This is a genomic window from Myxococcus sp. RHSTA-1-4, assembly GCF_020037125.1.
GTDB lineage: Bacteria > Myxococcota > Myxococcia > Myxococcales > Myxococcaceae > Myxococcus.
Map to the genome: position 1 here is coordinate 285493 of NZ_JAIQDG010000004.1, position 13313 is coordinate 298805.

General features: G+C 69.8%; 9 protein-coding genes. 7 read left to right on the forward strand and 2 right to left on the reverse strand.

The features are described 5' to 3' along the window. The first annotated feature begins 2 nt into the window (after window positions 1-2). The 3 genes from K8638_RS08845 to K8638_RS08855 are packed head-to-tail and all read left to right on the forward strand — an operon-like array spanning window position 3 to window position 2173. A complete protein-coding gene (locus tag K8638_RS08845) occupies window positions 3-731 on the forward strand; it encodes a hypothetical protein (RefSeq protein WP_223753995.1) in 729 nt (242 codons plus the stop codon). Further along, window positions 724-1800, forward strand: coding sequence for an alpha/beta fold hydrolase (locus tag K8638_RS08850; RefSeq protein WP_223753996.1), 1077 nt, complete (start codon window positions 724-726; stop codon window positions 1798-1800). The genes K8638_RS08845 and K8638_RS08850 overlap by 8 nt, the downstream gene beginning before the upstream one ends. After that, the gene (locus K8638_RS08855; protein ID WP_223753997.1) at window positions 1721-2173 is read left to right on the forward strand and encodes an acyl-CoA thioesterase; all 453 of its coding nucleotides are present in this window, start codon (window positions 1721-1723) and stop codon (window positions 2171-2173) included. The genes K8638_RS08850 and K8638_RS08855 overlap by 80 nt, the downstream gene beginning before the upstream one ends. Before the next feature lie 13 nt (window positions 2174-2186). Here the strand turns inward: K8638_RS08855 and K8638_RS08860 are convergent, their stop codons facing one another. Further along, window positions 2187-3521, reverse strand: a complete 1335-nt coding sequence (locus K8638_RS08860) for an amidohydrolase family protein (protein ID WP_223753998.1) — start codon at window positions 3519-3521, stop codon at window positions 2187-2189. 551 nt (window positions 3522-4072) lie between these two features. Further along, the gene (locus K8638_RS08865; RefSeq protein WP_223753999.1) at window positions 4073-4882 is read right to left on the reverse strand and encodes a GNAT family N-acetyltransferase; all 810 of its coding nucleotides are present in this window, start codon (window positions 4880-4882) and stop codon (window positions 4073-4075) included. Window positions 4883-5286: 404 nt separating this feature from the next. Between K8638_RS08865 and dacB the strand changes: the two genes are divergently transcribed. The 4 genes from dacB (at window position 5287) to K8638_RS08885 (ending at window position 13310) form a co-directional block, all read left to right on the forward strand. After that, on the forward strand, window positions 5287-6768 hold the full coding sequence (dacB, locus tag K8638_RS08870) for a D-alanyl-D-alanine carboxypeptidase/D-alanyl-D-alanine-endopeptidase (protein WP_223754000.1): 1482 nt from the start codon (window positions 5287-5289) through the stop codon (window positions 6766-6768). Window positions 6769-6931: 163 nt separating this feature from the next. Continuing rightward, window positions 6932-9112: a prolyl oligopeptidase family serine peptidase gene (locus tag K8638_RS08875; protein WP_223754001.1), complete on the forward strand. Its 2181-nt coding sequence runs from the start codon at window positions 6932-6934 to the stop codon at window positions 9110-9112. A 107-nt stretch (window positions 9113-9219) separates the two neighbouring features. Continuing rightward, window positions 9220-10041: a hypothetical protein gene (locus K8638_RS08880; protein WP_223754002.1), complete on the forward strand. Its 822-nt coding sequence runs from the start codon at window positions 9220-9222 to the stop codon at window positions 10039-10041. Beyond that, on the forward strand, window positions 10038-13310 hold the full coding sequence (locus K8638_RS08885) for a caspase family protein (protein ID WP_223754003.1): 3273 nt from the start codon (window positions 10038-10040) through the stop codon (window positions 13308-13310). The genes K8638_RS08880 and K8638_RS08885 overlap by 4 nt, the downstream gene beginning before the upstream one ends. Window positions 13311-13313: the final 3 nt, after the last annotated feature.

The window sequence follows — 13313 nt, forward strand, 5'->3', positions numbered from 1 at the left end:
AAATGTCCGACTTCGTCCATGTCCTCCTGGGACTCGCGCTGGGATACGTCATCTCCTCCTACGTCGAGTCCTTCATGCACGAGTACGTGTCCGACGCGCGCCCCAAGGCGGTGAGCTTCTGGATGCGCGCGCCGCGGCTGTTCCGGCCGCTCATCAACACGCACTACTCCCACCACACCATCCACCACGTGAAGACGTTCCGGAGCGACCACGTCACGCAGTTCCGTAGCGAGGAGGAGAAGCAGAAGATCACCGAGGAGCTGCTCCAGCGCGGCAAGCACGGGCGCACCATCATCAACGGCGCCTACGCCACGAAGCTGGCCGGCGAGGGCGTGTTCGTCTTCATCTCGCCGCTCGTCATCTTCTTCCCGGTGTTCTACTTCACGCTCAAGCCCATCGCCTTCCTCGCCGGCTGCGTGACGCTCCTGCTGCCGCCCTTCATGAGCCACTTCGTCCACCCGTACCTGCACCGGCCCTTCGAGGAGGGCCAGCGCACGGCGCCCCGGTGGCTGGCGTGGCTGCTGCGCACGCGCTACGGCCGCGCCATCTACCGCAACCACTTCCTGCACCACCGCTACGGCGGCGTGTCGAACTTCAACCTGGTGCTGGGCGCGGACTACGTGCGCCGCCGCACGCGCGCGCTGACGGCGAAGGACCTGGAGGTCATGGCGCGTATCGGAATGCCGCTGCCCGACGACGCGCCCCACCCCGTCGAGGCCGTCCGTGGCTGAGCGCCCGGGCGGCTTCCAGGCCCCCTGGTGGCTGCGGCACTCGCACCTCCAGACCGTGGTGCCGCACCTGGACCCGCGCCGCTATGACGTCGTCACCGAGGCCATCCGGCACGAGCTGCCGGACGGCGACTTCGCGGACGTGCACTGGCTGAACCGCGAGGGGACGGGGCCGCTGTTCATCCTGCTGCCGGGCATGCAGGGCACCCCGGGCTCCACCTATATCCGCTGCATGCTGTGGGAGCTGTCCCGGCGCGGCCTGCGCGCGGCCGTGCTGTGCCACCGGGGCGGCGCCGTCCCCAACCGGCGCGCGCCGTTCTACCACGCGGGCTTCACCGAGCACCTCGCGTGGCTCGTCACCCTCCTACGCGAGCGGGAGCCCCACACGCCGCTGTACGCGGTGGGCTTCTCCCTGGGCGGCAGCATGGTGATTCGCTACCTCGCGGAGACGGGGCACGCCAGCCACCTGTCGGCCGCGGCGGCGGTGTCGCTGACGTTCTCCCTGTCCAGCACCGCCCGGCGCGCGTGCGAGGGCATCAACCGGCTCTACCAGCTCCGGGTGCTGCGCTCCTACCAGCGCGTGGCGCGGCTCAAGGCCCACCTGCCGGAGTACACCTCGCGCCTGGGCGCGCTGAAGGGGCTGCGCAGCATCCGCGACTTCGACGACGTCTTCACCGCGCCCCTGCACGGCTTCCAGGACGCCGAGGACTACTACCGGCACTGCAGCAGCCGGCAGTTCCTCTCCCGAATCGAGGCCCCCTTCCTCATCCTCAACGCCGAGGACGACCCGCTGGTGGCGCGCGACACCCTCCCCGCCCCGCGCGAGCTGCGCGAGCACGTCCGCCTGGAGCTGACGCCGCATGGTGGGCACCTGGGTTTCGTGCACCGCTGGTCTTCCGGGCTTTGTTACTATCCGCCGTCCCGACTCATCTCGTTCTTCCTTCAGGAGCAGCGCGAAGCACATGAATCTCTATCTCAGGATGTTGTGGGTCATGATCTCCTCGCTCTGGAAGCCGGAGATGCGCGTGGAGGCGCTGGTGAGCACGCTCGAGCAGCGCGTGCTGCTCAATGACCTGGACCTGAACCTGCACATGAACAACGGCCGGTTCCTGACCGTGTGCGATTTGAACCGCGTCGACCTGTTCATCCGCACGGGCCTGGCGGCGCTGATGGTGAAGAACAAGTGGGCGCCCATCATCGTGCGCCACACCATGGACTACCGGAAGTCGCTCGCGCCGTTCCAGAAGTACTCGGTGTCGATGACGATTTCGCGCTGGGACGAGAAGTACTTCTACGCGACGCACCAGTTCATCTCGAAGGGCAAGGTGGTGGCGGAGGGCGAGTCCACCGCCGTCATCCTCGGACGCCAGGGCGTCGTGCCTCCTGCGCAGGTGATTGAAGCCGTCAACGCCCGGCAGGGCCGCGTGGAGGCCCTGCCGAGCTGAGTCGCGAGCCGGGTCAACTCCAGGCCGGCGGGTCCTCCCGTGAGGGCAGCCCGGGAACCACCTCGGACTCGCGCGCCCGCCCCTGGGTTCCAAGGGACAGGCCGTAGAGGCTCCCGGCATTCGTGCGCATCACCATCGTCGCGAGCTCCTCGGCGCGGACACGGCTCACCTCTCCGCTGCGCACCATGCCGCCAAGGGCCATCGCCAGCGCGGTCCGCGTCTGCGTCGTCCCGATCCAGGCGGCCAGCTCCCAGCCTGTGTCTGGCCCGAAAGACGCCGCGTCGGTCCCGAAGAGCACCCTTTCGGGGAACTGGAGCAGCCAGTCCCGTAGAATCGCGGCCAGCGTCTCGGGTGTGTAGATGAGCGCCATCGCGGACGTGTCCACGTACACGTTCGGCTTCCACATCATCGCGCGTGCATGAGCGGCGAAGACACCGCCGCCGTGAACGAGGACGAAGCTCGTGTGGCGCAGTGACGGGTCGTTGAACGCCGGCTCCAGAAGCAGCGGATCGGCCCCGGCGACCTCGTAGAAGGCCCCCGGGCCCTCGAATGAGTGGATGTGGACCGCCATCCCCAGGCGGCCGGCCTCACGCGCTATCTCGCGGAAGAGGAAGTCCTGGAGCGCCTTGTACTCGGCACGGGACGGCTCTCCCCCGTGGACGTAGCGCGCGTACACGGCGCGCGCGGTCTCGGCGGGCACGTCGGCGAAGTTCAGCGAGCGGAGCAGGGCCGCCTCGAACTTCACCGCGACGCAGCCGGCCCGCTTGTGACGTTCCAGCGTGGGAAGCACCACGGTCCGCAGGTACGTCTCCAGCATTCCCGGCAGCTCTCCGACCCGCAGCTCCGCCAGGTAGCGCCGCAAGAGCGACGCCTCCAGCGGGTACAGCTTGCGGCGCTCCGGCGTCGCGGCGGCCTCCGCCCGCGTGGACAGCGGCAGCATCAGCGCATCCACGAACGACACCCATCGGAAGCGTGGCGGCGCGAGGCCCGGCCCCATCGCCACCCGGTTCGCGAGCATCACCTCCGTCCCAATACGGTCCAGCACCCACTCGGGGAACCTCTCGCCATGCTGCTCGGCGGCTTCCCGCATGGTGTCCCGCAGCTCGGGCCAGTGCGCGTCGCTCAGCTCCTCGTGAGAGAAGCCGTAGAGCGCACGATAAGCGGCCAACCAGACCGGGCTCTCCGGCTTCAGAGTCACTGGGACCGGGAAATCTCCGAGCACCTCGAGCGGAAGCGCGTCGGCTTCCGTGTCGCCGGACACGACCGTGTTCGCATGGGTGTGGTTGTCGACCGCCCGGATTTCACGGATGAACTCGTACAGCTCCGCCGCGCTCGTATCCCGTGTCATCACGCCCCCCTCCCTCGGCTGCCACCATGGCGTGGCAGGGCGCTCGTCCTCCTTGCGCCGCACGTTCATCATGACCATCGCGAGGGCCCCCTCCCAGCGCGCGCAAGCGCCCGCCAGCCGGGCCTCGTCCACCGGACGGGCCGCCTGAAGGCCGGCTCACGGTGTGTCCAGGCGAGGCCCGCTGGAATGGAACCTCCATTCCGCTCCCCGGTGCCCCGACTGCCCCATCCGCGGGTCGCGGACCTGCCCGCGGCCGTCCGCGCGCCCCGAGGAGAAGCCCTGCTCCCGGTGACTGGCTTCGCCGCGGCGCGTGTCCCATGTCATCGCCATGGAACCGCGTGCCTTCGACCTCGTGCGCTACGGCGCCACCGGGAGGTTCTCCGCGGACTACCTCGCCACGCGGCGCCCCCGGGCCGCGCGTGGCCCTCGCCGGACCGGACCTGGCGGAGCTGGAGGTGCTGCGACGCTCGCTCGGCCCCGCGGCCCGGGAGTGGCCCCTGCTGCTGGCGGACAGCTGTGCCCGGACCGGGGGCCGACGGCGCAGAGGCCTGTTACGTGGCGCTCGCCGCGGCCATGTAGAAGTGGATGCGGGTCACGGGCCGGTAGCCCATGCGGAGGTAGACCGGGTAGCCCGCAGCGGTGGCGTGAAGCACCGTGCGCCGCAGTCCCTGGGTGCGCTCCGCCTCGGCGAGCGCCTTGCGGATGACGGCCTCGGCGCAACCGAGCTTGCGGTGCTGCGTCATCGTCGCCACCAGCGCGACGTAGGCGACACCGTCGATGGGGAAGACGGTCGTGCTGCTCGCGGCCTCTCCGTTGCGATAGCCGACGTAGCCCACGCCCAGGCCCTCGCCCGCGAAGTAGGCCGGTACGTCGAGGGCGGCGCGCACCATGTCGCGAGGCGCGTCGTACGCGTGCGCGTTGATGTCCGCCACGTCATTCCGGCCCTTCGTGTCCACGGCCTGGCGGAACTCGAGCTCCGGCAGGGGCCGCACGGGCTCCACGAGCCGGTCGGTGACCATGCCGGTGGTGTCCATGCCGGTCTTCAGGCCGTAGGGCGCCAGCAGCTCCGCCGCCCGGGGCCGCAGCTCGGGCGCCAGCCAGTCCTCACACACCGCGAGCATCCACGCGTTGCCCCGGGGCGCGAAGTAGCCGGCCGCGGCGGCGGCGGCGCGCTTCAGTTCCTCCTCCGTCTTCAGCGGCGCCCGGAGGAAGGCCACGTTCAGCATCATCCAGGAGACGTTGGATGAGGCGATGTGCACGTCGGGCAGGTCGAGCACCTCGCCCGTCGGGCTGTGCCGGGCGAAGAAGCGCCAGGCATTGAGGAACTGCACATTGGATTCGAGAATCTCGTCGATGGGCACACCCGCTCCAGATGGAAGAAACGGCCAGCCTACGGCTGGCCAGGCGGAATCACCGCCCAAATGCATCCATCTGACAACCATCTCCTTCGGCTGAGTCCGTCGCGACTCCCGCTCGGGAAGATGCATTGCGCGCCTCGTTGAACCGGCGAGACGCCTCAACGACGAGGCGTCTCTTCTCCACGAGGCCGCACATGCCCCACATCCTGTCCGTCACGGTGACCGCCAGCGTCAGTGACGAGCTGGATCCGTCGAACCACACCAGGAGCTGGACGCCGTAGGCTCCCGCTCGCGACGGGCTCCTGGACGGTGGGTCGCATACCCGACGAGCAACCCCGCGCGGCGCTCCGGCCCGCGCGCGGGTCCGCATGACAGCGGGAAGACACGGCGATACCGTGCCCGCCCTCATGCGCCGCGCACTCCTCGCCCCGTTGCTGCTGGCCTCCATTTCGCTCGCCGGTTGCTTCCGGGAGAAGCGCCCCGACGGGGCCACCTTCCCCTCCCTGTCCCGGTCCCTCTTCTCCACCCTGGAGGACGAGGGAGCGCTGGCGAGCGCCTACGTGGTGGACGCGCGGACCGGTGAGCCGCTCTACGCCCACCGCGAGCACATGCGCCTGCTGCCCGCCTCCACGATGAAGGTGGTGTCCACCGCCTCCGTGCTCTCCGCGCTGGGCGCGGACTACCGCTACCAGACGCCGGTGGCGCTCGAGGGCACCCAGGTGAACGGCCTCTTCCTGGGGGACGTGGTGGTGGAGGCCCAGGGAGACCCGTCCCTGGGCTCGTGGCGCTTCCCGGAGACGGCGCTCGCGTGCGACCAGGTGGCGGACGCGATGCACGCGCGCGGCATCCGCCAGTGGCGCGGGCAGGTGCGCGTGCGGGGCACCGACGAGGCGGACTTCCCCTTCGGCCCGGGCTGGGCGTGGGACGACGCCGCGTACGCGTACAGCGCCGCGCCCACCGCCTTCGTCTTCCGGGAGAACGTGGTGGACCTGTCGCTGTCCCGCGAGGAGGGCGTGGACTGCGCGCAGCCGCCCACCGTGCGGCTGACGCCCGCCTTCGCCTCGCTGTCCGCGGTGGTGAGCGTGGACATGAACGCCGAGCGCGCGAACCTCGCCTGCACGCGCCAGCGCGGGGGCCCGGGCGTGCGCTGCGTGTGGCGCTCACCCGCGAACCAGTGCCCGCGCACCGCCTCCGTGAAGCTGGCCGTGGACGAGCCGCAGGTCCTCTTCTCCGCGTGTGTCGAGGAGGCCCTCGCCAGGCGCGGCGTGCCCCGGCTCCCCATGACGCTGGAGGCCCCCACCCCGCTGCGCCCGCCGGTGCCCGAGCCGCTCGTCACCCTGGTCAGCCCGCCCCTGTCGGAGCTGGTGAAGGTGACCAACAAGGAGTCCCTCAACCTCTACGCGGAGCGGCTGGGACTGCGCTTCACCCGCGAGCGCACCGGCGCGGAGAACTACACGGCCCTGCGCTCCGCCCTGGCCGGGGAGCTCACCCGCCGTGGGATTCCCACCCGTGACTTGCGGCCCGTGGATGGCAGCGGCCTGTCCCGCTACAACATGGCCACCGCGCGAGGCCTGGTGCGCGTGCTCTTCACCAGCCTGCGAGAGCCCTACGGCCTCGCGCTCGTGGACAGCCTGCCCGTGGCTGGACAGGACGGCACGCTGGCCACCCGCCCCGTCACCCCGCTCACCACCGGACGCATCCGCGCGAAGACGGGCACCCTCTCCGGGCAGCGGTGCTTCGTGGGCGTGGTGGACCGCCCCGGAGACCGCCAGCACCCGCGCGTCGTCTTCGCGCTGATGCTGGGCAACATGGACGAGGGCACCGCCCTGCCCTCCAGCGAGGCCTTCGACCGGTTCGCCGCCGCGCTGGTGGAGCTGCCCCTGCGCTGAGGAATTCCCACTGCTGGAGTTGACGCGCCGCATTCCCGCCGCACGCGCGGCCGGGGCGCGGGCGAACATCCGTGCGGGAGCGGCATTCCCGAGACGTGGGAGATGTGCCACGGGCCGGGCGGCGTGGCAGGCTGCGCGCGACCTTTTCACCCCGAGGTGAAGCGTGAAGCTGACGACCGCATTGACGGCGGCGGTGCTGGTGCTGCCGCTGGCCGCGCCCGCCGCGCCCAGGGGCGCCGCGAAGAAAGCGCCCCCGACGGAGAAGCAGGAGAAGGTGGACACCTACCACGGCACGGAGGTGAAGGACCCGTACCAGTGGCTGGAGGCCTCCGCCGACCCGAAGGTGCGGGAGTGGAACGACGCGCAGAACGCGCACACGCGCGCGCTGCTGGACAGGCTGCCCGGGCGCGAGTCCATCCGCCAGCGCGTCACCGAATTGCTCTCCTGGAAGTCCCCGGCCTACTTCGGGCTCCAGGAGGCCGGCGGCACCCTCTTCGCCGTCAAGGGACAGCCGCCGCGGCAGCAGCCGTTCCTGGTGGTGCTGGGCTCGGTGGACGACACGTCCACGGAGCGCGTGCTGCTGGACCCCATGGCGGTGGACCCGTCGGGCCACACCACCATCGACTGGTACGTGCCCACCCTGGACGGCAAGAAGGTGGCGGTGTCGCTGTCCAAGAAGGGCACGGAGAGTGGTGACGTCACCGTCTACGACGTGGCCACGGGCAAGCCGGTGTCGGCCGAGGTGGTGCCGAAGGTGAACGGCGGCACGGCGGGCGGCAGCCTGGCGTGGAACAAGGACGGCACGGGCTTCTTCTACACGCGCTACCCGCGCGGCGAGGAGCGCCCGCCCGCGGACCGGGACTTCTTCCAGCAGGTGTACTTCCACAAGCTGGGCACGCCCACGGAGAAGGACACGTACGCGCTGGGCAAGGACTTCCCACGCATCGCGATGACGGATCTGGAGACGTCTCACGACGGCCAGTACACGTCCGCGCGGGTCGCCAACGGCGACGGCGGCGAGTACATGCTCTACCTGCACGGCCCGTCCGGGCAGTGGGCGCAGGTGACGAAGTTCGAGGACAAGGTCATCCGCGCGGCCTTCGGCCATGACGGGGCCCTGTACCTGCTGAGCCGGAAGGACGCGCCGCGCGGCAAGGTGCTGCGGCTGCCTTTGGCCACGCCCACGCTGGACAAGGCCACGGTGCTGGTGCCGGAAGGTGAAGCCACCATCCAGGGCCTCTTCCCGGCGAAGACGCGGCTGTACGTGAGCGAGCAGCTCGGCGGCCCGTCGCGGCTGCGAATGGTGGACCTGAAGGGCCAGGCGCTGGGCGAGGTGCCCACGCTGCCGGTGTCCTCGGTGGGCGGCCTGGTGAGCATGGGCGGCGACGACGTGCTCTTCGTCAACACCAGCTTCGTGCAGCCGCCGGCCTGGTACCGGTACTCGGTGAAGGACAACAAGGCGGCGAAGACGGCGCTGGCGCGCACCTCGCCCATGGACATGAGCGACGTGGAGGTGGTGCGCACGGAGGCCACATCCAGGGACGGCACCCGGGTTCCGCTGACGATTCTCAAGAAGAAGGGCACGAAGCTGAACGGCAACAACCCGGCGCTGCTCACCGGCTACGGCGGCTTCAACGTCTCCATCTCCCCCGGCTTCAACCCGCTGGCGGGCCTGTGGCTGGAGCAGGGCGGCGTGTACGCGGTGGCGAACCTGCGCGGCGGCTCGGAGTTCGGCGAGAGGTGGCACGCGGAGGGGTCGCTGACGAAGAAGCAGAACGTCTTCGACGACTTCCACGCGTGCGCGAAGCTGCTGGTGGACCAGAAGTACACGCAGCCGAAGAAGCTGGCCATCCAGGGCGGCAGCAACGGCGGCCTGCTGATGGGCGCGGCCGTCACCCAGCACCCGGAGATGTACGGCGCCGTCGTGGCGCGCGTGGGCATCTACGACATGCTGCGGGTGGAGCTGACGCCCAACGGCCAGTTCAACATCACCGAGTACGGCACGGTGAAGGACCCGGAGCAGTTCAAGGCGCTGCACGCGTACTCGCCCTTCCACAACGTGAAGGACGGGACGAAGTACCCGTCGGTGCTGTTCACCTCCGGCGCCAATGACCCGCGCGTGGACCCGTTCCACTCGCGGAAGATGGTGGCGCGGATGCAGGAGGCGACGAGCGCCAAGAACCCCATCCTCCTGCGCGCCAACGCGGAGACCGGCCACGGCGCCGGCACGCCGCTGAACGCCCGCATCGAGGAGGAGGTGGACGTGTACTCGTTCGTCTTCAACGAGCTGGGCATGAAGTACCGGCCGCCGGCGAAGAAGGTCAGCGCTCCCGCGCCACAGTGACGCACGGAGCGCGGTGACACGGGCCCTGGCCCGTGCCGTCCCCAGTGAACTTCTATTGGGTAACAGACACCTGGGATAGGCTCCGCGCTCCGCTGAAAGGAGAGCATGTGAGCCATCGCTTCGTCGTCGCAGCTTCCATCTGGGTCCTCGCGGCCTGCTCGGGCGTGGAGTTGAAGCCCACCTCGATTCCCGAGCCGGAGGACCTCCGTAGGACCTTCGCCCTGGGGGATGACGTCATCTACTCGCCGGACGACACCTTCAAGAACACGCCCGAGCTGTGGCTGGGGCGCGTAGGCGTCGTGCGGAGGACCGCGGCCGACTGCAGTACCGGCGGCCGGCTGCGGTGGGACGGTGCCTACGTCCGCAATGCCACCGCCACCGCGGGAGAAGACACCAACCTCGCCTATCCGGTCGCCGCGAAGGTCACCGACCCGGAGATCCAGGCCCAGACGCTCGTCACCCAGAAGTCCCTCGGCAGCATCGCGGCGCTCTCGTTCGTCTCCGCGCAGCTCGACCAGGACTCCGCCGCGGAGGTCATCCTGACGGCGTTCGCCACCCAGCGAGTCATGCCGGGCCCCCGCTGGGAGTCCGCCTACAACGACTACATCGCCTCCCACGAGAAGCTGCTGGCTGACCCGGACGTCTGCTACGTCTTCGTGGTGACCGGCTACTCCCACAAGACGCTCATCAGCAAGCGTCACCAGAAGGTGACGGCGGACGCCAAGGGTGGCTACTCGGGCGTCAACGTCAACGGCACGTACATGGCCAACACCGATGGTTATCGGCTCAGCCACCTGTTCGCGCTCAGCCCCACCGTCATCAAGGACACCACCGGCGTCCCGAAGGAACTGCGGGCCTCGCGCAAGCTCGCGGAGGAGGACGTGCTGCGCCTGCAGCAACTCATCCTCGAGGTTCCCAAAGAGCCGTGAGCATCACCTGTCGGCCCGGCCCCTGGAGGGCCTGGGTACTGCTCGCCTGGGCCTTGCTGCTCGTGCCCGCCGCCCCCGCGCATGGCCAGACGCCCGGCGCGCCGGCGGGAATCACAGCCGCGAGGCCGTACTACCGGACGACGTGGGCGGTCGTCGTCGGTGTCGGGAATTATTACACAGACATCAATGTGCCCCCGCTGGCGACCGCACTGAATGATGCGGAGGCCATGCGGCGGCTGCTCATCGAGGAATTCGGCTACGAGCCGGCCCACGTCCTCTTCCTGCCCGATGCGAGTCGCGCGCGAATCGAGGGGGCCTTCACCGGGTGGCTGCGCCAGCAGGGGGTCCGCGCCGAGGACTCAGTCCTGTTCTACTTCGCGGGCCACGGCATCATGACGAAGGACGGCCAGGGCTATCTCGCGGGCGTGGATGCGCGCGCGGGAGGCATTGCCTCGACCTGGGTGTCCATTGCCTGGCTGGTAGAGCAGCTCGGCGCGCTGGCTCCACGGCACAAGGCCATCATCCTCGACAGCTGCTTCTCCGGCAGCCTCTTCTCGCAGATACCGCGAACCTCCATTCCCACCCGCGCGGACCTGAAGTCCTCCGCGCCAGGCACGCGAGGACCGCCGGCGCCCCCTTCCCCCGCCGGAGCCCGGGCCCCAGGCGCGGCGCATCTGGACAACTACTTCTACTACCTGACGCAGCCCGCGTTCGTGGGCATGTCGGCGGGGCGACTGCGCGTGGTGTCGGATGGGGGCCCCGGCGATGGCCACTCCCATTTCACGTCCGCGCTGCTGGAGGTCCTCCGCAACCGTGCCGACTCCGCGCGCAAGGACCACGCCTTCACCTTCCGGCAGGCGGCGGCGCAGGTGGAGACGGTGGTCGCCAACCGCTTCGGGAGCGCGCAGATTCCCAACTGGGGACTGGTCCGCGACACGGGCGACGGGGACTTCATCTTCCGGCCCGTGCGCTACAGGCCGACGCCGACCGAGGCCCGGGAGCTGGCGCTCCGCAAGGCACGCTATGCCACGGACCTCCTGGCGGCCCGGGTCGCACTCGCGGCCCGGAACACCGGGCGTGCCCAATCACTCCTGGAGCGGCACCTTCCCAGCCCCACCGAATCCGACCTGCGTGGCTTCGAGTGGCGGCATCTCTGGCGACGGCTCCATCCGGAGACCACCCTCTACTTCCCCCCCCTCCAGGGTCAGCCGCTGCCCGCGGAGGCGCCCCCGGCCCACCTCTTTCCCCTGGCCTCCCAACCCACCCATGAACTGGTCGCGGTGAGCCTCGAGTTCTACGCCTGGGCGCCGGGACAGGTCATCGTCTTCAAGGTCTCGGACGGCCAGTTCCGCGAGCTGTTCCGCATCGAAGGCTCCGCCAGCGCCCTGGCGTTCTCCGCTGACGGCCACACGCTCGCGGTCGGGCGCTCGGCGCCGCGGGGAGAATCGGACCCACCGCAATACGCCACCGTCGAGCTGTTCAGCGTGCCCGACGGCAAGTCCGTCAAGACGCTCACGCTGTACAAAAGGTTCGTGAGCGGCCTCTCCCTCTCCCGGGACGGGCAACGGGTCGCCGCCCTGCTCGGGGACTCTGTCGGAGTCTGGAGCACAATCACAGGCCAGCTCCTCTTCAAGCGCGGGGCGACGTTCTTCACCGGCGGCCTCGCGCTCACCGAGGATGCGGAAGTCCTGGCATTCAGCGACGCCCATCAGATTCACGTATGCGAGGTACGCGGCGGTGGCTGCTCGCTGCTCGGCAACCATCCGGACGCCGTCCTCGGACTGCGGTTCCTCCAGGGCAGCAGAGAGCTGGTCTCCTATGGGGTGGGCCGGGCCCTGCACATCTGGCAATTGGCGACACGCCGGGCGCAGGTGCTGAAAACGCGCGAGAGTCCAGACGAAGTGGTCGTCGCGCCCGAAGGCGGGGCCTTCCACGTTCGGCTGCGGGACGGAGAGGTGTGGACGTGGGCCCGGGGGGACAAGGCCCTGTCGCTGTTCGAGGCCAGCACCGGCAAGCTCGTGGGCATGGCCCCGCTGAGAGACGGAAACCTCCTCCTCGCGGGAGAAGATGGTGGACTGCGCATCCTGGGCCGTTCCCCCCGGGCCGCGGCCCACGTGTTCTCCGCGCCCGTGAGCCATACGAGGAGCGCTTTCGCGCCCGGAGCCCGGCTGCTCGCGGCCTTCAAATCCACGGAGGGGGTGCAGCTCTGGGATACGAACACCGGCACGAAACGGTGGTCCATCACCCTGCCGGAACCGTCCACGGTGGGCGTGCTTGCATTCTCACCTGATGGGGGCCGGCTCGCGGTGGGCGGCTCCGCCACGAGCGACAACACGGGCTGGGTGAGCATCGTGGACACGTCCACCGGCCAGCGCCTGGGGAGCGTCGACGGGATTCAGGACGGAGTCTCCACCCTGGCGTTTACAGCCGACGGGGGCTCGCTCGTGGTCGCGGGCTCGCCCTCCGAAGACCCCAGGGCCCCGGTGGTCGTGGGCCATGTCGACCTCGAGCACCACGTCCACCACCCCAAGAGCCCCAGGACCGAGGTCTACACCCTGGACTGCTCGCCCGATGGCCGGAGTGTCGCTACCGGCGACAGGGATGGAGCGGTTCGCGTCCATGCCGGCCTGGAGCTGGAACCGGGCGCGCCCCTCCTGACGTATGACACCGCGGTCTCCAGCGTCCGGTTCTCACGCGACGGGCAGACGCTGGTCTCCGCGTCCTGGAACGGCCTCGCGCATGTCAGCGAGCTGGCGGGAGACCGCCGGCGGACGACCCTGGTGGGGCACCTGGGCGCCATCTTCTCGACGGCGCTCAGCCCCGACGGAACGACGGTGGCCACCGGGGCGGATGACGGAACCCTCCGGCTCTGGAAGAGCAGCGGGGAATGGGTGGGTGTCGATGACACGTACACATCACCCGTCCACGCCCTCCAGTTCTCACGGGATGGCCTGACGCTGGCCGCGCATGAAATCTCCGGGCGCGTTCGCGTCCTGCGCGGAGCCGAAGACACGGAGGTGCTCCGGTTCTTCCAGGAGGCCCACGCCCACCGACCAACCGAACAGAGCCGCAGGCTGCTCGTTCAAGCCTGCTGGGCCTCGTACCTCGCGAGCATCAGGACCCCGGACACGCCCCACCAGACACGCGCGCGGCTGCTGGAGCAGGCGATGACGGTGCTGCTCCAGGGGCGCGCCGAAGCCACCCTGCCCGCCGAAGAGGCACGCTGGCTCTGGGAGATCCGGGAAGCACTCAAGAGCAGCGGGCAGTGACGA